Annotated in this window: 24 protein-coding genes; 16 read left to right on the top strand and 8 right to left on the bottom strand. The window is 50.6% G+C overall.

Features of this window, described 5'->3' with window-relative positions; translation table 11 throughout:
- Position 1: 1 nt before the first annotated feature.
- Positions 2-601: a helix-turn-helix domain-containing protein gene (locus KNO86_RS05460; RefSeq protein ID WP_214693734.1), complete on the top strand. Its 600-nt coding sequence runs from the start codon at positions 2-4 to the stop codon at positions 599-601.
- A gap of 52 nt (positions 602-653) precedes the next feature.
- Here KNO86_RS05460 and KNO86_RS05455 read toward each other — a convergent pair whose 3' ends face one another.
- The 3 genes from KNO86_RS05455 to KNO86_RS05445 form a co-directional block, all read right to left on the bottom strand.
- Entirely contained in the window at positions 654-1,079 is a 426-nt protein-coding gene (locus tag KNO86_RS05455; protein WP_214693732.1) for a hypothetical protein, read from the bottom strand.
- A gap of 64 nt (positions 1,080-1,143) precedes the next feature.
- On the bottom strand, positions 1,144-2,337 hold the full coding sequence (locus KNO86_RS05450; RefSeq protein ID WP_214693730.1) for an ABC transporter permease: 1,194 nt from the start codon (positions 2,335-2,337) through the stop codon (positions 1,144-1,146).
- Positions 2,327-3,217: an ABC transporter ATP-binding protein gene (locus tag KNO86_RS05445; RefSeq protein WP_214693728.1), complete on the bottom strand. Its 891-nt coding sequence runs from the start codon at positions 3,215-3,217 to the stop codon at positions 2,327-2,329. The genes KNO86_RS05450 and KNO86_RS05445 overlap by 11 nt, the downstream gene beginning before the upstream one ends.
- A 116-nt stretch (positions 3,218-3,333) precedes the next feature.
- On the opposite strand from KNO86_RS05445, the gene KNO86_RS05440 reads away from it, so the two are divergent.
- Together KNO86_RS05440 and KNO86_RS05435 are read left to right on the top strand one after the other, a co-directional pair.
- A complete protein-coding gene (locus KNO86_RS05440; RefSeq protein ID WP_214693727.1) occupies positions 3,334-4,278 on the top strand; it encodes a ring-cleaving dioxygenase in 945 nt (314 codons plus the stop codon).
- Complete coding sequence (locus KNO86_RS05435) at positions 4,275-4,874, top strand: alpha/beta hydrolase (protein WP_214693725.1); 600 nt, start codon at positions 4,275-4,277, stop codon at positions 4,872-4,874. Before KNO86_RS05440 ends, KNO86_RS05435 begins: the two co-directional genes overlap by 4 nt.
- Before the next feature lie 5 nt (positions 4,875-4,879).
- Here KNO86_RS05435 and KNO86_RS05430 read toward each other — a convergent pair whose 3' ends face one another.
- On the bottom strand, positions 4,880-5,368 hold the full coding sequence (locus tag KNO86_RS05430; RefSeq protein WP_214693723.1) for a hypothetical protein: 489 nt from the start codon (positions 5,366-5,368) through the stop codon (positions 4,880-4,882).
- 329 nt (positions 5,369-5,697) lie between these two features.
- Here KNO86_RS05430 and KNO86_RS05425 point away from each other — a divergent pair, with 329 nt between their 5' ends.
- The 5 genes from KNO86_RS05425 to KNO86_RS05405 all read left to right on the top strand — a co-directional run bounded on the left by KNO86_RS05425 (position 5,698) and on the right by KNO86_RS05405 (position 9,830).
- Positions 5,698-6,753, top strand: a complete 1,056-nt coding sequence (locus KNO86_RS05425) for an acyltransferase family protein (RefSeq protein WP_214693722.1) — start codon at positions 5,698-5,700, stop codon at positions 6,751-6,753.
- A gap of 74 nt (positions 6,754-6,827) precedes the next feature.
- Positions 6,828-7,163, top strand: a complete 336-nt coding sequence (locus tag KNO86_RS05420) for an Asp23/Gls24 family envelope stress response protein (RefSeq protein WP_074033784.1) — start codon at positions 6,828-6,830, stop codon at positions 7,161-7,163.
- A gap of 200 nt (positions 7,164-7,363) precedes the next feature.
- Positions 7,364-8,029 (top strand): beta-phosphoglucomutase, encoded by a 666-nt coding sequence (pgmB, locus tag KNO86_RS05415; protein ID WP_214693720.1) that lies wholly within the window; start codon positions 7,364-7,366, stop codon positions 8,027-8,029.
- A 218-nt stretch (positions 8,030-8,247) separates the two neighbouring features.
- The gene (locus KNO86_RS05410) at positions 8,248-8,655 is read left to right on the top strand and encodes a Rok-like winged helix domain-containing protein (protein ID WP_214693715.1); all 408 of its coding nucleotides are present in this window, start codon (positions 8,248-8,250) and stop codon (positions 8,653-8,655) included.
- Between the two features lie 122 nt (positions 8,656-8,777).
- Positions 8,778-9,830 carry a glycosyltransferase family 4 protein gene (locus tag KNO86_RS05405; protein ID WP_214693706.1) on the top strand — a complete coding sequence of 351 codons (1,053 nt, stop codon included), beginning with the start codon at positions 8,778-8,780 and terminating at the stop codon, positions 9,828-9,830.
- Positions 9,831-9,870: 40 nt separating this feature from the next.
- Here the strand turns inward: KNO86_RS05405 and KNO86_RS05400 are convergent, their stop codons facing one another.
- Both KNO86_RS05400 and KNO86_RS05395 read right to left on the bottom strand, forming a co-directional pair.
- Positions 9,871-10,878 (bottom strand): LCP family protein, encoded by a 1,008-nt coding sequence (locus tag KNO86_RS05400; RefSeq protein ID WP_214693705.1) that lies wholly within the window; start codon positions 10,876-10,878, stop codon positions 9,871-9,873.
- Positions 10,879-10,919: 41 nt separating this feature from the next.
- Positions 10,920-11,561: a YigZ family protein gene (locus KNO86_RS05395; protein WP_214693697.1), complete on the bottom strand. Its 642-nt coding sequence runs from the start codon at positions 11,559-11,561 to the stop codon at positions 10,920-10,922.
- Between the two features lie 180 nt (positions 11,562-11,741).
- Between KNO86_RS05395 and KNO86_RS14805 the strand changes: the two genes are divergently transcribed.
- From KNO86_RS14805 to treC, 6 genes are all read left to right on the top strand, one after another.
- Positions 11,742-12,866 carry a sensor histidine kinase gene (locus KNO86_RS14805; protein WP_214693695.1) on the top strand — a complete coding sequence of 375 codons (1,125 nt, stop codon included), beginning with the start codon at positions 11,742-11,744 and terminating at the stop codon, positions 12,864-12,866.
- Positions 12,867-12,888: 22 nt separating this feature from the next.
- Entirely contained in the window at positions 12,889-13,581 is a 693-nt protein-coding gene (locus KNO86_RS05385; protein WP_271305325.1) for a response regulator transcription factor, read from the top strand.
- Between the two features lie 95 nt (positions 13,582-13,676).
- Positions 13,677-14,525 carry a DegV family protein gene (locus tag KNO86_RS05380; RefSeq protein ID WP_214693694.1) on the top strand — a complete coding sequence of 283 codons (849 nt, stop codon included), beginning with the start codon at positions 13,677-13,679 and terminating at the stop codon, positions 14,523-14,525.
- Positions 14,526-14,576: 51 nt separating this feature from the next.
- The gene (gene treR / locus KNO86_RS05375) at positions 14,577-15,284 is read left to right on the top strand and encodes a trehalose operon repressor (RefSeq protein WP_214693692.1); all 708 of its coding nucleotides are present in this window, start codon (positions 14,577-14,579) and stop codon (positions 15,282-15,284) included.
- Positions 15,285-15,485: 201 nt separating this feature from the next.
- Entirely contained in the window at positions 15,486-16,934 is a 1,449-nt protein-coding gene (gene treP / locus KNO86_RS05370) for a PTS system trehalose-specific EIIBC component (protein ID WP_214693690.1), read from the top strand.
- An 83-nt stretch (positions 16,935-17,017) separates the two neighbouring features.
- Positions 17,018-18,652 (top strand): alpha,alpha-phosphotrehalase, encoded by a 1,635-nt coding sequence (gene treC / locus KNO86_RS05365; protein WP_214693678.1) that lies wholly within the window; start codon positions 17,018-17,020, stop codon positions 18,650-18,652.
- 55 nt (positions 18,653-18,707) lie between these two features.
- Here the strand turns inward: treC and KNO86_RS05360 are convergent, their stop codons facing one another.
- Together KNO86_RS05360 and KNO86_RS05355 are read right to left on the bottom strand one after the other, a co-directional pair.
- Positions 18,708-19,436, bottom strand: a complete 729-nt coding sequence (locus KNO86_RS05360) for a hypothetical protein (protein ID WP_214693676.1) — start codon at positions 19,434-19,436, stop codon at positions 18,708-18,710.
- Positions 19,433-20,167, bottom strand: a complete 735-nt coding sequence (locus tag KNO86_RS05355) for a hypothetical protein (protein ID WP_214693674.1) — start codon at positions 20,165-20,167, stop codon at positions 19,433-19,435. Before KNO86_RS05355 ends, KNO86_RS05360 begins: the two co-directional genes overlap by 4 nt.
- Before the next feature lie 167 nt (positions 20,168-20,334).
- Here KNO86_RS05355 and KNO86_RS05350 point away from each other — a divergent pair, with 167 nt between their 5' ends.
- Positions 20,335-21,492, top strand: a complete 1,158-nt coding sequence (locus KNO86_RS05350; RefSeq protein ID WP_214693672.1) for a DEAD/DEAH box helicase family protein — start codon at positions 20,335-20,337, stop codon at positions 21,490-21,492.
- Complete coding sequence (locus KNO86_RS05345) at positions 21,489-22,157, top strand: ComFC family protein (protein WP_214693670.1); 669 nt, start codon at positions 21,489-21,491, stop codon at positions 22,155-22,157. Before KNO86_RS05350 ends, KNO86_RS05345 begins: the two co-directional genes overlap by 4 nt.
- The last annotated feature ends 15 nt before the right edge of the window (positions 22,158-22,172 follow it).

Here is a 22,172-nt window from a genome sequence, read left to right as displayed (position 1 = left end):
GATGGATGGTAAAAATGCACCATATCGGGGATATGGGGACCGGATTCGAATCTTGCGAGAGCGGGCTGGATTATCGATTGAGACGCTTGCAGAACAAATCGGCGTCGCCCCATATTTTATTCGACGTACGGAACTGAGTGAGGTCTATCCGACGATGCCTTACATAGAGGCGCTCGCAGAAGCTCTGCGCATCGATTCCAATTATTTGGCGCGTCACATTTGGACGGGGGAATCGCTCAAAGTGTTGATGCGAGGGAAAGTACCTGAAATCGAACAGATGAAGCTCGCCTATGAGGAGGCGATGCACGGAAAGTCCGTCGAGGAGATGCAACGACAACTCGAGGAGCGGATGCGCATCTTCGACTTGATGCACGAAGAGGAATTGCAGCGAATCTTTGAAGAGGACGAAGAGCCGACGTCGCACCATGCCCTCGAAGCACTCGTCGACGCCGTCCTTGACCTCGGACGGTCCCATGACACGAATCGTCACATCGTCCCGTTCGCTCGCTATGTGGAAAGACTCGTCCCCGACCAGTTCGCGGACAACTCCTTCCAATATGCAGAGTACGGCGTCGTGGACAAATCATATAAATTGCAATGATATGGAACGAAAAAATGACCAGGAGAATTACTCTCCTGGTCATTTCCATTCATCAGCGCATCGGACGCGCTTCGTAGCGTACTTTCGGACGAGTGCCGGCAAGTAAAAAGCCGAGCACGATATTCAAGATTGTGAGCACCCATCCGACATACCCGAACGTGTAAGCGAGACTCGCTAGCACCGTTTGCCAGTCGAGCAGAGCTGCTGCGTCGCCGCGGAATGTGAAGCGGATGACGGTGAAGCCAATGAGTGTCGTTGCAGTAATCATGATGCCGATCCATGCGCCACCGAAGCGAGACGTTTGTGGACGTCTGCTGACCGGATACCAAAACGCGAGCGTTCCGATAAACGTACTACCTGCATACGCAAGCAGGATTTGCCATAACGCATCCGCGTCTAAGAAGACGGTATAACAGATGAACGTCGTGAGCGTCGTCATAAACGTAAAGATTAAGGCCGCGAGTAATCGTGATCGCATAGTTCGTTTTCCTCCTCATTTTGCACATTCTTTAGAGTAAACGAAAACGAATTTGCTGTAAACGTTATTGGCGGTTTTGTAATATTTGTCGCCATTGTTTAATGGCGTTCGTTCCATAGAACAAGACGCCGCCACGATAGAATTTCGAGCCGATCCAAAGCGTCACGCCGATCGTTCCGATGAGTAAGCCGATTGAGAGGGCGACCTCCCACACCGCCACATCGACGAGCATGACCCGGAGGAACATGAGCATCGGGGCGAAGAACGGGACGAAGGAGAGAATCGTCACGATGGTCGCGTCCGGATTGTTCAAGCCGAACATCGCCACTAAGAACGCTGCGACGAGAAGCATGATGACCGGCATGACCATCTGTTGGGATTCTTCGACGCGGCTGACGAGCGAGCCGAGGACGGCGAAGAGTGACGCGTACAACAAGTAACCGAGTAGGAAGAAGACGAGCAAGTAGATGACAGCTCGCGCATTCCCTGCGTTTTCGATGACGGTCGTCGCTAACTCACTGCCGCTCGCGCTGACATAACCAAACCCAAGGAAAATCCCGATCTGGATGAGGGCGAGTGTCCCGATGGCGGTCACTTTGGCGAGCATGTGCGTCACCGGATGCGTCGTCGAGATGATCAGTTCCATGACACGCGACGATTTTTCAGTCGTCACTTCCGTTGAAATCATCGATCCGTACGTAATGATCGAGATGTAAAGGAGCATCAACATGACATAGACGAGTGCCGAAGACGAAAGCAGCTCATCCGAGTTCTCGCCTCCGCGCCCGAGATACGACTCATCGAGCTGGATTGGTTCACTGAGAGCCGTGATGACGGCCGGGTCGACATCGGCTGATTCAATTAATTCCGCATTACGCAATTGCTGAAGCGACGTTTGCAAGATGGTCGTGAATTCCTGCTCTGGTCGTTCCGAGATAACACGGGCGTCGTAACCGTCGACAAAAGCAACGACTCCGTATTCGCCGTCATTGATTCCGGCGCGTGCCTCCTCTTCGGTGATGTCACTCGTGGCAACGTCTTCATAGCCGAGCGACTGAATCGTATCGACGAGCGCTGTGTTTTCCGTTACGACGAGGGCGCTCGCTTGTTCTGAATCCTCGAACGAGGACATGATGCGGTCGATGTTCGTGAATCCGAAGATGAATAGAATCGTCAACGCCGTCGAGATGACGAACGCTTTCGAACGGATCCTCGATTTGAGGGTGAATGCATAGAGCGGTCCAAAGTTATGAAACATGCTGTCCGACCTCCTTGATAAAGATGTCATTGAGCGATACCGGTTGGCGCATGAACGTCTTCACGTTTGCCTGATGGCGAACGAGTGTCGATAGGACGACGTCGCTATCATCAAATGAATGTAGACGTACTAAATGACCGGACTTATACGGTTCGATCGTCTCGATGACCGGGAGTGATTCGAGCACTTGAATCTGGTCCGTCTCGATGAAGAGGGCCGGCTCGGCGTAACGCGACTTGATGGACGGCACGTCACCACTTACGACGGCACGTCCACCTTTTAAGATCCCGACATGTTGACAGAGCTCTTCGACATGTTCCATTCGGTGACTCGAGAAGACGATGGTCGTTCCAGCGTCACGCAAAGCGAGCACCTCGCGTTTCAGAATCTCGACGTTGACCGGGTCGAGTCCACTGAACGGCTCATCTAAGATGACGAGCTCGGGGTTGTGGAGCAGGGCGGCAACGAGTTGAATCTTCTGCTGATTCCCTTTTGACAGTTGTTCGACGCGCATCGTCTCATACTGAGGAATCTCTAGCCGTTCGAGCCAAGATTTGACCGCACGTTTGGCATCGCTTGAACGCATGCCTTTCAAACTGGCTAAAAAGACGAGTTGTTCGCGCACTTGTGACTTCGGGTACAGTCCTCGTTCCTCGGGTAAGTATCCGACAATCCGATGGTCGACCGCTTTGCCGTTCCACGTGATGCTTCCATCGGTCGGTTTCAAAATGTCGAGGATCATTCGGAACGTCGTCGTCTTGCCGGCACCGTTCGCTCCGAGAAGACCAAACATCTCTCCTTGTGGCACGCGGAACGTGAGATCGTCGACAGCGGTGAAGTCACCGAATTCTTTGGTGACTCGTTCAATCTGTAATGCCATGTTCTTATACCTCCTTAGAATGTCTCTCTTCTTATCGTACGCCACCGTGAGCAAAAAGTTTCACTTTTTCTAACAAATGATTTATCTTGAAATCAAGATAATAAAGGAGGATGACAATGAATACGCAATCTACAGGCATCCATCACATCTCATCGATGGTACAAGACCCGCAACGTACACTTGATTTTTATGGACAAGTACTCGGTCTTCGTTTCGTGAAGCAGACCGTCAATTTTGATGACCCGGGTACGTATCATCTCTATTTCGGGGACGAGGTCGGCACACCGGGAACCGTCATTACCTTCTTCCCAATCCCTGGGTTAGGGAAAGGACAGGTCGGGAGCGGTCAAGTCGGTGTGACGACATATCTCGTGCCGGCAGGAAGTTTACCGTTCTGGGAAGAAAGATTACAACAGCATGGAATTGCGACCGTCGCCACGGAACGGTTCGAGGAGCCGTCACTTCTGTTTGAAGACCCGGACGGACTCGTCGTCGAACTCGTCGCTCGACCGACGACGAAACAGACGCACTGGGTCATCCCAGGCGTCACGAAGGATGAGGCGATTGTCGGATTCGCGGGCGCGACATTATTATCAAAAGCACCAGACGAGACCGTACGCTTGTTGACGGAACTGTTTGGATTTGAACGAGTCGGAGAAGACGAGGAATGGGTACGTTTGAAAGGGACGGCTGACTATGGGAACATCATCGACGTCAAAAAGACGATTCTTCCGAACGGTGTGCCCGGAACGGGGACGGTTCACCACATCGCTTGGCGAGTCGCGGACGGTGAACACTATCCGACGTGGCAAGATGCCATCTTTGACCTTGGGCTTAGACCGACCGAAGTGAAGGAACGAAACTATTTCCGCTCGGTTTATTTCCACGATGCCGGACGGATCTTACACGAACTCGCGACAGACGTACCTGGGTTCACCGTGGACGAATCCATCGACACGCTCGGTGAGACGTTACGCCTACCACCATGGCTTGAAGCGGACCGTGACAAGATTGTCCGCACGCTACCAACGATTACAATCCCGAAAGGAGAACGGATATGATTCATCAATTCATTCAAGGAACGAAAGAGACGACGCTCGTCTTATTGCACGGAACAGGGGGGAGCGAGCAAGACTTGATCCCGCTCGCAAAAGAGTTATCACCGGAATCGAACGTCCTGACGCTACGAGGGGACGTCCTTGAGAATGGGATGACCCGCTTCTTCCGTCGTCACGCGGAAGGCGTGCTCGACCTCGAAGATTTAAAGAAACAGACGGAGCGCTTCCTTCAGTTTTTAGATGATGCGGCAGCGGAATATGGAATCAAACGGGACAAGATGATTCCAATCGGATATTCGAACGGGGCGAACTTGATCGGTTCGGCACTATACCGTCAACCAGCATTCGCCGCTTCACTCTTGTTCCATCCGATGGTCCCGGACCGTTCGCTCACATTGCCTGACTTGTCAGGTACGAACGTATTCATCTCAGCAGGTGAGCGCGATCCGATTTGCCCGAAAGCAGAAACAGAAGAGCTGACATCGACACTCCGGAATGCCGGAGCGGACGTCGAGCTCTTCTATCATACGGGTGGGCATGAAGTGCGCATGGAAGAAGTCGAGGCGGCACGGACATGGATCGCCGCTCACCTCGACTAATTCGTTCAAGCCATTTTTTTCGGTTTGTTCGGACGAGAATAGACGACGAGGACACCTCGGTCAATCAAATAGGCGGCGAATAAGCGTTTCGCTTCCTCAGCATGCACGGTTCGGTCGATTTGGATATACAATCGGCCGAGCTTTTTTTGTGAGGTTCGCGTGAGCAACCAGATCGAGTCGAGCGTATACTGCCAGCTCTGAAGCGTGTCGCCACCGATGTATAAGTACCGGTTTTGGGTGCGCTCGAGCAGATAGTTGAGCCACCAGACGTCACGGACCAATTTGGCGCACACACCGAGCGCGAACGTGAGACCGAGGAAGGCCATACTAGACAACACAGGATGAATGGCAGAGAACCCGTTACGGACCGACTCAAAGGCCACCATCAGTAGCCCGACGGAAAAGCTGCTGATTAACCACCAGAATCCGAAGTTAGAGAATGAACGTTTCGGGTCGTGCACCATATGATGTCGATTCCGGATGATCGAAGCCATTCTCTCCACCTCCTTTATTAGAATATTCTGAATATTTAGTAACACTACTATACTATACTGTACCCAATCCCGTCTATTTGAATACGCCCACAACGTGCTGAATCGTGAGGATTTTTTGACGTTTCGGCTTGCAATACGTGAATTATGGGAATGATGACAGTGAAGACATGAAAATTTTGTTGAAACGTAATTTCACTTGGCGAGGGAATCGATTATGATAGGTGAGGGATTTTTCCATCTGATCTTCCATGCAGTCCGTGTGCGAATTGAACGTGAAAACATGAAGGTCAGCTTCATCGCAATCATCATAAAGAACTAGAGGGAATGTTATGAGAAATTATTGGTATGACAATATTAAGGGAGTACTCGTCTTACTCGTCGTGTTCGGTCACCTGTTGACGGACGTCCGCGGCGCTTATGACGACATTCTTCCGAAGTGGGTGTATTTGTTCCTGTACACCTTCCATATGCCGTTATTCATTATGCTAAGCGGTTACTTCTATCGGGAGAACCGTTATTTACGTGTGATCCAGTTGTTCGTCGTCTACGTCATCTGGCAAGTCATTCTCGGGTCGTGGTTCGCCTTCACAGAAGGCATCCCGATTTTCTCGCTGGAGAATCCGGGGCTGAATCTGTTGAAACCGTATTGGGCACTCTGGTATTTGATGGCGATCATTTTCTGGTACATCATCACTCCATATGTGACGCAGCTGAAAGGGTATGTGCTATACGCGCTTCTATTTGCGCTCCTGTTCGGGTTCCAGGCGGAGGCGACCGGCTATTTCGCGTTACGAAAAGTGATCATGTTCTATCCGTTCTTCTTGATCGGGAACTGGATGTCCGAACGGAACACACTCAATTTCTTTGAATTGCCGAAACGGGCTGAACAACGTAACCGTTACCGGATTGGGGGAGCGATTGTCTTTGTCACGTTGACGATTGGCCTATTGATCTCCATGCGCGTCCAACAGGCCGACGCGTTCTATCACATCGGAAACTTGTTCAAGTTCCGCTTCGCTTATGATACGGCGGTGCCGGAGGCGATGTGGAGCGGACCGTTCGCTTTCTTGATCGTCTATACGGTGTCGCTTCTCATGTCGATCAGTTTCGCGCTCATCATTCCGGGACGAAGACTACCAATCTTCTCGAGGGCTGGACGATATAGTTTGTATGTCTATCTCGTTCACGTCTTCTTCGTCGTCGCTTGGAAGGCGTTCGTGCCGGCTGGATTCATGCCGACGTCGTGGATGCAATTGCTCGTCTTGTTCGGTGTCGCATTCGTGATGGTACTCGTGATTATCAGTCCGCCGATGGTTCGTCTCTTACGTCCGCTCGTCGAGATTGACGTGAGGCGCGTACAAAATACGAAAGGTGTGAAAGGGTAAAGTCTTTTCTAAACGCTTCATTTCCGCTACACTTTATAAAGAGGAAACGAAACTAGAGTTAAGGAAGTGACCCTATGCCATACGAAAATGGAATGCACAGCACAGAAGGTGACGTGAACGTCTCACGTCATGTCGTAGAAATGATCGCCGCAGTCGCGGTCAAAGAAACGAAACACGTATCGTTCACGCAAGAAGACACGAAATTGTCAGAGCGTGCGCTCATGAAGCATGTGAAAGTCGATGAGTCAGAAGAAGGCATCACGATCAACTTGTCACTTTATATCGCATATGGGCAGTCGATCATCAAAACGGTGACGGCGGTTCAAGAGCGAATCACGCAAGATATGGATACGATGCTTGCGATGACACCACGTTCGGTGAACGTGAAAGTCGTAGGAATCCAACTGTAAATGAGAGGGGAGAGCAGAGAGCTCTTCTCTTTTTTTGATTTTTGCGAAAACGGTTGCATCAAGATAACGTTTTCATTTATAATAGAAGTCGAACAAGTGCAACCGTTTGCATCATTGACCAAACGTGCGACGGGTACTTGTCAAGTTCCCTAAATGTAGTCTGACGACACAAGCATTTGAAGGAAAGGCGGAAAGCATGTATGTCAACGATTGAAGCAGTGATTTTCGATTTGGACGGTGTCATCACTGACACGGCAGAGTACCATTACCTCGCTTGGAAGCAGCTCGGTGAAGAGCTCGGAATTCCATTTGACCGCGAATTCAACGAAACGCTCAAAGGGGTGAGTCGGACTGAATCGCTCGAGCGGATCCTTACGCTCGGCGGAAAACAGAACGACTTTACGCCGGAAGAGAAAGAAGAACTCGCTCAAAAGAAAAACGAGCATTACGTTGAACTCATTCAACATATCTCATCTGACGATCTTCTTCCTGGCATCGTTTCATTCCTGGATGAAATCAAAGAGGCGGGACTTAAAATCGGAATGGCGTCTGCTTCAAAGAACGCATTTGCGGTCGTTGACGCACTAGGTGTCCGTAATTACTTCGACCATATTGTCGATGCAGCAACTGTCGCCCAGTCAAAACCACACCCCGAAGTGTTTTTGAAAGCCGCTTCTGCCCTTGGCGTGAAACCCGAACTCGCCATCGGCGTTGAAGACGCGGCTGCCGGCGTAACTGCAATCAAAGCGGCAAACATGTTTGCTGTCGCCGTCGGGGAAGAATCGATGCTTGGTCATGCAGACCTCATCGTCGCTTCTACCGACGAACTTTCGCTCGATCGCATCCTCGAACGCGCTCGCGTGTAATGGACTACAATCATCTTCCGTGAGACGGCGACTGCCCCGAACAGTCGCCGTCTTTTTATAGTCCAAAAGTCCCGAATAGACAATATTGCCCAAAAAGAGATGACAAGCACATTACAAATCCGTTACACTTTTATAGAAGATATCAAGGGATTATTAGGAATTACTGATTTAAAATAGGGAATTCCTAAAATTAATTGGATGTAGAAGGGGATTTGTGTATGGAATCTACGAATGTGAATGAACACATTTATCGAGAATTGATGGAAATCGAAGAATCTTATCGTCAATTGCAACGACGTGCGGAATATTTGATTGCGGAATTGAGTCGGGACAAAGAGGAAACAGACTCAACGACTGATGCATCAAAACGCCTACGTCCACGTCGTGTGAATCAGCGTTATCCACTCGAAGTATATGTTCATCAAGTGACGGATCTTTTGAAAGAGCGTCAGACGATGAGCGTACGTGATATCCAGATGGAGCTCGAACTTCGTTACCGCCATCACATTAGCAATATTTACCAATTGATGGTGAAGATTGAAGGGGTCAACCCAGAGATTAAAAAGATTGGCCGCGGCCTTTATACATATGAACCAGCAGAAGAAGTAGCCGTAACACTTTCATAAGTTTGAGCCGATGGGAACGCCCCATCGGCTTTTTGTTGTAAACGGACTGATAACAACTCATCGATTCAAAATATGATATAATTCGCCAGAGTCTATTTTTTTGAGAGAGGAACTGTCGGCCCATGCTATGGATTGCCATGTTGGTCAGTTTTGTAATGGCCATCTTGATTACACCGCTCGTTCGTCGATTCGCATTCTTTATCGGTGCAGTCGATCATCCGAACGCACGAAAAGTACATATACGGACGATGCCACGAATCGGTGGTCTGGCGATCTTCATCGCCTTCTTCATCGGCTATGCGCTGCTGCTTCCGACGAGTCGTTATAATGACGCCATCTTGATCGGGGCCGTCGTGATTCTCCTGACCGGACTGATTGATGACCGTTTCCAGCTCTCTGCTCGTGTGAAGTTGATGGGGCAGATGATTGCGACGGTCGTCGTCTTGAACTCTGGGATGCGCATCGAGCTCGTCAATCTCCCGTTCGATCAGCAACTGTATCTCGGGTCATGGAGTATCCCGGTCACCGTTCTTTGGCTGATTGGGATCACGAACGCGATCAACTTGATTGACGGACTCGACGGGCTCGCTGCGGGTGTCTCGAGTATCGCCCTCGGAACGATTGCCGTCTTGGCAATCATTCAAGGGAACGTCTATTTGACGATGATGGCTTTGTTGTTGCTTGCGAGCACGCTCGGCTTTCTCGTCCACAACTTCTACCCAGCGAAGATTTTCATGGGGGACACGGGAGCGCTGTTTCTCGGCTATATGCTCGCTGTCTTCTCTCTGATCGGATTTAAGAACGTGACATTGTTTTCACTCGTCGTCCCGGTCCTTTTGCTCGGCTTGCCGATCTCGGATACGATTTTCGCGATCGTGCGCCGGCTTGTCCAAGGTCGACCGCCGATGTCACCAGACAAGTCGCATATGCACCACCAGTTGATTGACATGGGGTTCACGACGCGCCAAGCCGTCCTGCTCATGTATGGGATGACGCTATTTTTCGGCATCTCATCCATCTTGTTTGCGAAGACGACAATGCTCGGTGCCGTCATCACGTTCGTCGTGGTCCTGATCGTCATCGAATTGATTGTCGAATCGACGGAACTCATTCATCCGAACTATAAACCCATCATCCGAACGTCTCGGCGACTACTTGGTCGACCGAGGACATAAACAAACGGCCGGTATCGCCTAGCGATATCGGCCGTTTTCTTTAGTAAATCGTTGTCTCGGTCATCGAGTCATCTGTTTCATCGGTTGATGGCTCGTCCGCCGTGACGGGCATTCCAAGCTCCGTTTGGAGAAGGGCTTGCGCGTCCCGGAGGTCAGCAGGGTCAAGCTCATAATAATAGACACCGTTCAACGTCAAATCGGTTCCTTCAAGTGTTTCACGATTGAACGACTTGAGGGATTTTGTATACGGTTGAAGCTGTGAGGCTTCTGACAAGGACATGTTCGTTCGAATGTTCTCGCCGACCGCATTCATAATCCGATTCAATTTGGTGAACGAGTTGATCGTGGTCGCCTCGTTGATGATGGCCTCGATCACTTGTTGCTGTCGACCGGCCCGACCGATGTCACCGGCAGGGTCTTGTTTTCGCATGCGGGCGTATGCAAGTGCTTCTTTTCCGTTCAACACTTGAACGCCTGGCTCTAACTCGACGTTTCCTGTCGCTTTTCCGGAAATAGGGATGAGGACGTCGATTTCGATGCCACCGACCGCGTCGACGAGGTCTTCGATTCCATCAAAGTTGATGGTCGCATAGTAGTCGATGGGGATATCGAGCAAGTTTTCGACGGTTGCGATTGTCGTATCGATGCCGCCGTAAGCATACGCATGATTGATTTTGTCTTTGAATGGTTCTCCGTCATCGAGGATGATATCGACATACGAGTCGCGCGGGATGCTGACGAGCGTCACTTGACGCGATTCCTTGTTGAACGTCGCCACCATCAACGAATCACTTCGGCCTTCTTCGAGCGAGGCGCCGCCATCGACCCCTGCTAACAAGATGGAGAAGTGATCTTTCGTCAAGTCGATGGTTTCGTCACGACGTTCGGACTTGTCGCCACGATCCAATTCTTTGTTCGCGTTCTCCGCGGTCTCGTTCGCTTTGAAGACAAAATAGCCGAAAGCGGAACCGCCGATCAGCAATACGACACCCAACACGATGAGGACGATTTTCCAAGGTGACTTTTTCTTGCGTGGGGGTGTTTCCATGTGGATTCCTCATTTCAGTTGTTTCTTTTATTATAAGTGTTTCAGCGTTTGAAATCACGTTCGATGATGCGAATATCGTGAGTTTGTAGCATGCCTTGACCGTTCGTCATATCTGTCAACCAAGCGATTGCATCTTCAGTTTCTTCGACAGGCACTGATACATAGAACGTGACGAGGTCGGCGTACGAGATGTCGTCGAGCAAGTAGGTGGACTGTCGCAATTCGTTCTCGACTTTACCGATCCATGTGTAGTCAACGGTGAGCGTCAATTGCTGCATTTGCAAGCGTTCGACAATCCCGATCGCATCGAGTCCTTCACTGACAGTCCCACCGTATGCCCGGATGAGTCCACCTCCGCCCAATTTGATGCCTCCGAAATAACGTGTCACGACGACGACCGTGTCTTTTAGATGACGTTTCCGCAACACCTCGAGCATCGGCATGCCTGCTGTACCACTCGGCTCCCCATCATCGTTCGCTTTCTGGTGCTCGTTCCGTTCCCCGATGATGTAAGCAGAACAGTTATGGTTTGCGTTCCAATGCTCTTTTTTGATGCCTTGGATAAACGACTGCGCCTCTTCCTCGGTTTCGACACGTTTGAAGTGGGCGATAAATTTTGACTTTTGTATGACGACTTCGTATGTTCCACTTTGTTTTATAGTATAATTTGACTCAATAGACATTTCTGAAAATTCTCCTTTCTATTTTTGAATATTTTTTTTAGAATTCAAGTAGGCACATACGCTTCAATTGGCGAATGCAATTTATAGAAAATCTCTCATGTTCACTGTAAACCTGTTTTCAAGTGGACGATATATAAGGATAGATGAGGATTAACTACCGAACTATTAGGGGATGGCATCGTGAATCATATTACCGATCGGACAGCTTTAGAACATATCATAACAAATATGATTGATACGGTGACGGAAAGTAAAGAGGAGATTGTCCGTATAACCGAAAGTTCATCAACTGAATATTCTGCGATTCAAAACGAGTTGAAAGAATTGACGGATAAAATCGAGTTCTACATCGAGGAGTCCGATCGACTCGACCGACTCGTAAAAGCCGCGAAAGCCAAGCTCGTTCAAGTCAGTAAAAAGTTTCATATACATAGTGAGCAAGAAATTCGTGACGCCTATGAACGGGCGAATCAGATGCAATTAGAACGGTTTCTCGTTCAAAAAGAAGAGATGGCGGCCCAGCAGCGTCGTAACGATTTAGAACGACGTCTTCTTATTCTAGAGGACACGATCGAACGTGCCGAAAAACTGATCGGTCGTGTCAGCGTCGTCTTGAACTTCTTACGGGACGACCTGCAACAAGAATATTCGGACATGATGAAAAAGCAGGAGATGGCCATCGGTGTATTCGAAGCGGCCGAGCGTGAACGACGTCACCTCGCTCGCGAGATGCACGACGGACCGGCGCAATCGCTTGCCCACATTTTGATTCGTGCCGACTTGATTGAAAAGACGTTTGATAAACGAGGGAAAGATGAAGCGTTTGCCGAATTACATGAATTGAAAAAGTTGATTCGTGGAGCACTCGTCGACGTACGTCGCTTGATTTACGATTTGCGTCCGATGTCGCTTGACGATTTAGGTTTTTTACCGACGCTCGAGCGCTATCTCCACCAAACGGAGGAGTATACGGCCATCAAGACGCGTCTCAACTATCGCGGGTCACGTGCCCGTCTGCCGGAGAAGTTAGAAATCAACGTGTTCCGTCTCGTGCAGGAAGCGGTGCAAAATGCGATCAAGCATGCCAAGACGCCAGAGATCATCGTCAATGTCGAACAGGCGAGCGATGTGATTCACCTTCACATCCGCGACTATGGCATCGGTTTCGAACCGAGTACGATTGGCGAAGAGTCGTTTGGGATTGTCGGGATGCGTGAGCGAATTGAGTTGGTGAACGGAAGTATCACCATTGACTCGGAAGTCGGCAAGGGGACGGTCGTCCGCATGTCGATTCCGATTCCGTGAGAGAACAAGGGGGAAGACATACATGGAAATGACACAGACACGCATTGCAATCGTGGATGATCACGAACTGTTCCGCGAAGGATTGAAGCGAATCTTTGATTTGGAAGATGAATTTACGGTCGTCGCAGAAGGGCGTACGGGTCGCGAGGCGATTCGCATCGCCGGCGAACAAAAACCGGAAATCATGATCTTAGACATCAACATGCCGGACATGAACGGGATCGAGGCGACGAAGCAACTGTCGCTCCTGTCACCGGAGACACGCGTCCTCATCCTCTCGATCCATGATGATGAGTCATATATCACGCATGCGCTCGAAGCGGGCGCGTCTGGTTTTCTTTTAAAAGAAGTGGCGTCGACCGAATTGATTTCGGCGGTCCGTGCCGTCGCTCGGGACGGGGCTTACCTACACCCGAAAGTGACGACGAACGTCTTGAAAGAGTACCGTCGTCTCTTACAATTCAAAGGGGAACAAGCGGGTCGTGGCGTCGAAAGTCGCACGGATGACCCGGTGTACCAATTGTTGTCACGTCGCGAGGTAGAGGTGTTGCACCTTCTCGCAGATGGTCGGTCGAACCGAGATATCAGTGACATGCTGTTCATCAGTGAGAAAACGGTTAAAAACCACGTGTCCTCTGTCCTTCGTAAAATGGATGTGAACGACCGGACACAAGCGGTCGTCGATGCGATTCGCCGGGGTTGGGTCGAGATTTGAGCGTCGCCGATGCTTTACCTCGTTTTTGTGTTACAATATGGAATGGAATCCTAACATAATTGGAAAAATGAAACGACGTAAAGTGAGGATATAGTATGGGAAACATTGCGATTTTAACCGACAGTACCGCCTATCTGTCGGATGATTTTTTGGCACGACATGACGTCCATGTCGCTCCACTCAGTGTCATCTTTGATGGCGCGTCGTACCGCGAGTCGATCGATATGTCGACGGAGGCGTTCTATGAGCGAATCGAGGCAGGCAAGCTACCGACGACGTCACAACCGGTCATCGGTGAGACGGTCGAGTTGATTGAGAATTTGCCGGATGATGTGACGGACGTGATCGCCATCACACTCTCAAGTGGTATCAGCGGAACGTACCAGTCGATGGTCGCGTTAAATGATATGGTCGATGTGACCGTTCATGCGTTTGACTCAGAGATTTCATGTATGCCGCAAGCGTTCATGGTCGAAGAGGCGTTAAACCTCCGTGACAAAGGCGCCACGCCGGAAGAAATCATCGCTCGACTCGAGACGGTTCGTGATTCGATTCGCGCCTATTTCGTCGTCGATGACCTCGATCATCTACAACGTGGTGGACGATTAAGCGCCGCGCAAGCGCTCGTCGGCTCGTTCCTACAAATCAAGCCGGTCCTACACTTCCAAGACAAGTTGATCGTCCCATTTGAAAAGATTCGTACGTATAAGAAGGCTGTACGTCGAATCGAAGAAATGATGGACGAGTCGATTGCCGGTGACGGTGAGGGATACTGTATCGGAATCATTCACGCCAACTGCCCGGAGCGTCAGGCGGAAGAAATCGCTTCGATGAAACAGAAGTTCCCGAAAGCACACATCTCGGGAAGCCATTTCGGTCCGGTCATCGGAACGCATCTCGGACCTGGTGCAATCGGCATCACTTGGTATCGTCGCGAATGGTAAACCACAAGACGACCGTTTCTGGTCGTCTTTTTCAATGGAGGAGGGAATGCGATGGCGAAATATCGCCAAATATTTGAGCGGTTGGCAGAAGAGATGCGGAACGGCACGAGACCTGCAGACTCGAAACTCCCGTCGGAGACGGAGCTGATGCATCAGTTCGAGGCGAGTCGGGGGACGGTCCGAAAGGCACTCGATCTCTTGCAGGAAAACGGGTACGTCCGAAAACACCACGGGAAAGGTGTCTTCGTGTTGAAGCGCGACCAGATCGAGTTTCAATTCAATGGGATTGTCAGTTTCTCAGAAGTGTACGCCAGCATGCTCGGTCGCTCCATCCAGACGCACGTCGCGGCGTTCGAAGAGATGGAGGCACCACCTTGGCTCGTCGAACGGATGAACTTGAAACCGGGAACACATGTGTTTCGCATCGAACGCGTCCGAAACTTTGACGGGGAGAACGTCATCTTAGACATCAACTATTTCGTCAAAGACCTCGTTCCTGGATTGACAAAAGAAATCGCTGCTCGATCGATTTATGGATATATCGAAGGAGAGCTTGGCTTACAGATCAGCTACGCCAAACGAAAGATCGCGGCAGAGGACGTGACCGAGCTCGACCGGATGCGTCTTGATTTGCATGACTATGAATATGTCATCGTCATCACGAACGATACGTTCTTATATGAAGGACAACAATTCGAATATACGGAATCGCGTCACCGCTTGGACAAGTTCCAGTTCAGTGACGTCGCCCGGCGCTAAACCTCTTTCGGACAGGAAGAGGTTTTTAGTTTGAACGAGATCGATTAAGGGAATTTTTTACAATGAATCTGGTCATAAAATCTTCACTCAAACTTGTATATATAAGTTGTTGACTTAACTTATATAGATAAGTTATACTTTGTTTGTACTCATAAGTAACCGTTTTCATTAGGAGTTTTCAAACAAAGGAGGACAATAAACATGAAGGCAGATTATCGTCAAATTGCCGCAGACATCCTTGAAGCAATCGGCGGCAAAGACAACGTGGACAAAGCCGCACATTGTGTGACACGTCTCCGTCTCTCCCTCAAAGACCAGTCAAAAGTCGATGAGGCACGTGTGAAAGAAGTCGATCTCGTCAAAGGGGCGTTCGAGAACTCGGGCGTGTATCAAATCGTCATCGGAGCCGGTGATGTCGACCGCGTCTATGCCGAGTTCATCAAACTCGCAGGACTCGAAGCGGCAACGGTCGCCGAAGTCAAATCCGCAGGCGGCAAAAAAATGAATCCGCTTCAAAAACTCGTCAAAGTCTTCTCTGACGTCTTTATGCCAATCATTCCAGCCATCATCGTGGCCGGTCTCCTTATGGGGATCAACAACTTACTTGCTTCTGAAGGTCTCTTCATCGACGGGCAGACGCTCATCGAGGCTTATCCGAACTTACAAGGACTTTGGGACCTCATCAACATGATGGCGAACACGTCATTCGTCTTCTTACCGGCACTCGTCGGATGGTCGGCGACGAAACGTTTCGGTGGAAGCGAAGTGCTCGGGATTGTCATGGGTCTCTTGCTTGTCCACCCGGACCTCTTGAACGCTTGGGGCTACGGAACAGCGGCACTTGAAGGAGAAGTACCGACATTCGATATCCTCGGATTGTTCGAGATTGAGAAAGTCGGATATCAAGGTCAAATCTTGCCGGTTCTCGCTGCAGCTTATATTTTGAGCCAAATTGAGATGTTCTTGAAAAAACGTGTACCGAATGCGATTCAACTCTTGGTCGTTCCGATCACGACGATCGTCGTCACTGGATTCCTTGCACTCGCAATCGTTGGACCAATCACACGCGGAATCGGTAATGTGATTGCGACAGGACTCGTCAACACGTTTGAAGCCGTACCGGTCGTCGGGGCACTCCTCTTCGGATTGTTCTACGCACCACTCGTCGTCACAGGGATGCACCACTTGTTCATCGCCATCGACCTTCAGTTGATCGCAGATACAGGCGGTACGTTCATCTGGCCGATGATCGCACTCTCAAATATCGCGCAAGGTTCTGCTGCACTCGCCATGTTCTTCGTCTACAAGCACAACGCGAAGCAAAAGAGCATGGCATCGACTTCAGCAATCTCGGCTTACTTCGGGATCACGGAGCCGGCGATGTTCGGGGTCAACTTGCCGAATAAATTCCCGTTCTACTCTGCGATGATCGGGTCGGCGATCGCAGCCATCTTCATCACATTGAACGATGTTCAAGCAATCGCAATCGGTGTCGGAGGACTCCCTGGATTCCTCTCGATCTTCACAGACAAAATCCTTCTCTTCATCGTCGGGATGATCATCGCAATCATCGTACCGTTCGCGCTCACATTCATCTTGTCGAAGCGCTACATGAAAAAAGGTGAAATCGAAGAAAATAAAGTCGCATAAGCATTGACTCGGGAGGGAGGGACGGCAGTTCTTCCCTCTTTCCTATTGAAATGAAAACTCTTACAAAAAAGGAGATGTCGTTGATGACACAGAAAAATTGGCGCAAATCAGTCGTCTATCAAATTTACCCGAAAAGCTTTTACAGTCCGGAAGGGAACGCGACCGGATCAATCAAAGGGGTGACGGCGAAGCTAGATTACTTGGCAGAACTCGGCATCGAATACATTTGGATGACGCCTGTCTATCAGTCACCTCAACACGACAACGGCTATGACGTGAGTGATTACTATGCCATCGACCCGTCTTACGGCACGATGGAAGACCTCGACGAATTGATCCGTGAGGCAGAGGCGCGGGGCATTGGCCTCATGATGGACATCGTCGTCAACCACTCGTCGACAGACCATGAATGGTTCCAGAAATCATTGGCGGGAGACGAGCGGTATCGTGACTACTACATCTGGCGCGACGAGCCGACGAACTGGGAATCGAAGTTCGGTGGGAACGCGTGGGAATATGACGAGAAGAGCGGGCAATACTATCTCCACTTGTTCGACGTGACCCAGGCCGATTTGAACTGGGAGAACGAACAGATGCGTGAAGACGTCTATGAGATGATGCGCTTCTGGCGCAAGAAAGGAATCAAAGGGTTCCGTCTCGACGTCATCAACTTGATCTCAAAAGAGCAAGATTTCCCGGAAGACGAGTCGGACGGTCGGAAATTCTATACGGACGGTCCACGCATCCACGAATATTTGAAAGAGATGAACCGAGAAGTATTTGACGGGCATGACGTCATCACGGTCGGGGAGATGTCGTCGACGACGCTCGACCATTGCGTGCGCTATTCGAACCCGGACGAGAACGAGCTCAGCATGACGTTCAGCTTCCATCACTTGAAAGTCGACTATCCGAACGGCGAGAAGTTCGTCGCCTCTCCGTTCGACTTCATCCAGTTGAAAGACATCATGTCGACGTGGCAACAAGGGATGCACGGAAAAGGATGGAACGCCATCTTCTGGTGCAACCATGACCAACCGCGCGTCGTCAGCCGTTTCGGGAACGACACGAACCATCGCGTCGAGAGTGCGAAGATGCTTGCGACCGTGCTCCACGGTCTCCAAGGAACACCGTACATTTATCAAGGAGAAGAGATCGGGATGACGAATCCTGGCTTCGATGACTTGAACGAGTATCGTGACATCGAGACGCTCAACAACTATAAGTTGAAACGCGAAGAAGGCGTGTCGCATGAAGACATGATGGCAGCCATCAAACAAAAGTCACGCGACAACTCGCGGACGCCGATGCAGTGGGATGCGACGACGCATGCCGGCTTCACGAACGGCACACCGTGGATCAACGTGGCACCGAACTACCAGGACGTGAACGTCGAAGCGGCGCTCGATGACCCGAACTCGGTGTTCTACCACTACAAGAACTTGATTGCATTACGAAAAGAACTTGACGTCTTGACGGACGGGGACTATACGCTCCTCACGCCTGATTCGTTAGACGTTTGGGCATATACACGGAAGACCGACCGCGAGGAGCTCCTCGTCGTCGCCAACTTCTATGGAACGGAAACGACGTATACCATCCCGGAAGGTTTTGAGCGGGTGAACGTCGTCAGCCACAACTACGACGTGCCTGAGCTCGACGGGACGACGTTGTCCCTTCGTCCATACGAGGCGATCATGTTCTACAAACAGAAATAAGTGCAGCTTGCACGAAAACGGATCATCCCGCATGTCGGATGATCCGTTTTTTCGTTCAGTCGGTGAGGATCCGGCTTTCGATGATGTCCTCGAGGAGCGGAGATTCCAATTCATCGTAAAAGAGGGAGGGGACGAAATAGATGTCGTCTTGATCGGTCACGCTGAACGATAGCGTATGGAACGGGACTTGATGGTCATCGAAATAGCGTCTTGTACCTCTTGCTATGTCTGAAAGTGACTCTTTCATTGATGTCGGTTGAGACAAGTCGAGATGGATATGACCGTACGTGGTTCCATATGCAATCAGATCGAACACTTCGTCTAACTCTAAATCGCTCGGGGAAATGCCTTTCACCACTGAGTCGTCTTCTTTTCTACGGATGAATCCCTGTCCATAGGTAATGGGGTAGGGGAACGTGTCAGAACGTAAGATGCGTTCTGTCCATGCAGCGTATTCATCATTCAACCGTTGATAAGTCGTTTCTCGAAGATGGACCTGATCATAATCATCGTGTGTGACTTGTCCATTGCGTTTCACGTAGACCGTGAACGTCGTATCAGGACTCGTTGGAGAAGTGAATGTGACGAAATAACGCGTGCTATGTGGGAACATATAGTCGACTTGTTGGACACGCACGTCAAGTGCGGGATAGGTATGACGAACATATGCTACTGCACTATTCGACACACGCTGTTTCTCGAAATCCGTACCGAAAACGATGCGAACCCCGAACGTGGCGACAATGATGGTGCCGCAAAGAAGAAAGAAAATCCTCCATTTCATTGTGACATCACCTCATCGTGCTGACGCTGGATGATTTGTTCGAGCTCGGGAGAGTCAATTTCTTCTCGTGAGACGCTACCGGTATAAAACCAGTCCTCCTCCCCGCGAAGCGTGACGGACATCGTTCGGAACGGAACGCCAGCCGCGTCCATGTTATGCTTCAAATCTCGTAATAGAAATGCTGCACGATTGACCGTCGTGGTAGGGACATCTACAGAAATAAATAGACTGCCATGGTTAGCACCGATATCTTGAATGTCATAGTCCTGATCGAGGCGAAGAGATTGGAGGTCCAAGGATTCTTCCGGTGAATCGGGTCCGTCCTTTGGGATGAGGACGTCATCGCTCAGATGAACATGTTCTGGGAGCGCGGGTCCGACCAATCGACGATACGCATCATGGATCCGGTCGAATGTATTCATTCCTGAGGTGACGTTCGCATAATCATTGAACGTGATGTCACCATCCGTCGTAATGTGCAATTCAAAATGTGTGTCGATGCTCGTGTCGGAATCGATCGTGAGGAGATAAAGGTCACTTCCCCACATCATCATAGTGGCGCTCGTGATTTCGAGAGATTGATCGCGGTGGTGATTCTCGAGATACGTGGCAGCGACTTGGCGAACGAACTGTTCGTCTTTCGGATGACCGAACAAAAAATGAGAGAGTAGTGTGAAGCTACCGTATAAGATCAAACCTATTCCAACCAAAGAGCCAATGAATCGTCGCATCCGTTCCACGTCCTCACAATTTAGTCTATTTTTCCCATAATCATAACGGATAAAATACGGAAACGTCATCCGTCAAAAGAACGATTGCGGAAGGGATTTGTACATCAAGAGGATTCGCACGCACATGTGTGTGTTGTTAGCGTGAAAGGAAAAAGGAGCCAAGAGATATGGGGGAACTCATCGTCGCATCTAACGGGACGCGCGCCATCCGTTTTGGCATCTGCCAACGCTGTCTCAGCACGGACGTCCGAACGTTCACCTGTCACCACGGGTCGTGTGCCTACTGCCGGAACTGTCTTTATCTTGGGCGGGTCTGCCGATGTGATTTTCTACAAGAGCGGGACATCACGACACCACTCGAAACGACCGAATTGACGATGTCATTCGAGCTCGCACCAGCCCAAATGCGGGTCGCGAATCAACTGCTCACGTGGTGGGACGAACGGAAGACCGGTCTCGTCCATGCGGTGTGTGGCGCCGGTAAGACTGAGATGACGTTCCCTGTGATCGAGCGGGTCGTCAATGAAGGGAAGCGGGTATTGATCGTGTCCCCGAGGAAAGATGTCGCCATCGAATGGGTGGAACGGCTCGAACAAGCATTCACCGTGCCCGTCACGAGACGGTACGGGGGTGGGGAGAAAGACTCCATCGGGATGATCACGGTGGCGACCGCACCGTTACTACTCAATCTACGAGACGTATTCGATTATGTGCTCGTCGATGAGTCCGATGCCTTCCCGTTCGCTTTTGACGTGACGTTATGGCGCACCATCTATCGGGTCGGGAAAGGGGTCTTTGTCTTCATCACTGCGACTCCGACCGCTTGGCAACAGATGGTGTCGACGGTGCATCTGTCCCGCCGTTATCACGGATTTGATTTGCCGGTGCCGACACTCGTCAAACAGTCGGACGAACGGGTTTTTGACTTCTGTCGACGTCACGCCGCAAAACCGCGTCTCCTGTTCGTGCCGACAAAGCCTCACCTCGAGCGATATCGTAAGACGCTAGAAGACGCAGGGTTTACATGTCGAACGGTATCGGCCGAGACCGAGGAACGGACCGACGCGCTTCACGAGCTTCAAGAGACAAAGGGAATCGTCCTTGCGACATCGATTTGGGAGCGGGGGATGACGGTCCGGGGCGTGCAGGTCGGGGTGCTTGAGAGCGAACATCGACTCTTCACGACACGAGGGCTCATCCAAATGGCAGGACGGGCCGGCCGAAAACCTGATGCGCCGACAGGGGAGGTCTGTTTCTTTTATCATGAACGGACGTTTCGGCAAGATTTCGCCATCCGGGCGATCGTGAAGGCGAACAGTCGATGAAATGTCTTCTCTGTCACCAACCGATGACCGTCCCGTGGACACCGGCCACGTTATGGCGACGCGACTGGGTGTGCCCGTCATGTGAGGACCGACTGACGCCGCTCGGGACAGGCTGTCCGCGCTGCGGTCAACCGAACGAGACGGGGGAGACGTGCTCAGATTGTATCCGCTGGCTCGCGCTCGGCTCTGATTTGACCGTCCGTTGTCTGTACGCCTATGACGAGGCGGGAATAGAGTGGCTACATCGCTTCAAATTCAGTGGGGACGTCGTCATCGCCGCATCGGTCGCACCAAAACTTCGGGCACTGCGAGAACCTGGTGCGACGTATGTGCCCGTCCCACTAAGTGACGAACGACACAGGTCGCGTCGCTTCAACCAAGCGGAAGTGCTCGCACAAAAGATTGGTCCGACCCGGCAACTGATCGAGAAAACCGAGGTTTCGAGTCAACGCGAACTCGGGAAAGAAGAAAGACGACACCGAACGAATCCTTTCACTGTACCAACTTCAGTGAAATGTGGGAAAATCATTCTTGTAGACGACGTCTATACGACAGGGACGACGCTCCATCAGGCGGCATTTTCGTTACGGCAGGCAGGTGCGACAGAAGTTTCTGCGATTTGCTTATTTCGGGCGCTAAACAAATCAAAAACGCATCCGATATAAAAGGCAGAGGTGAAA

The organism is Exiguobacterium sp. s160 (genome assembly GCF_018617575.1).
Classification (GTDB): domain Bacteria; phylum Bacillota; class Bacilli; order Exiguobacteriales; family Exiguobacteriaceae; genus Exiguobacterium; species Exiguobacterium aestuarii_A.
This window is presented reverse-complemented; position numbering and strand designations above follow the sequence as displayed.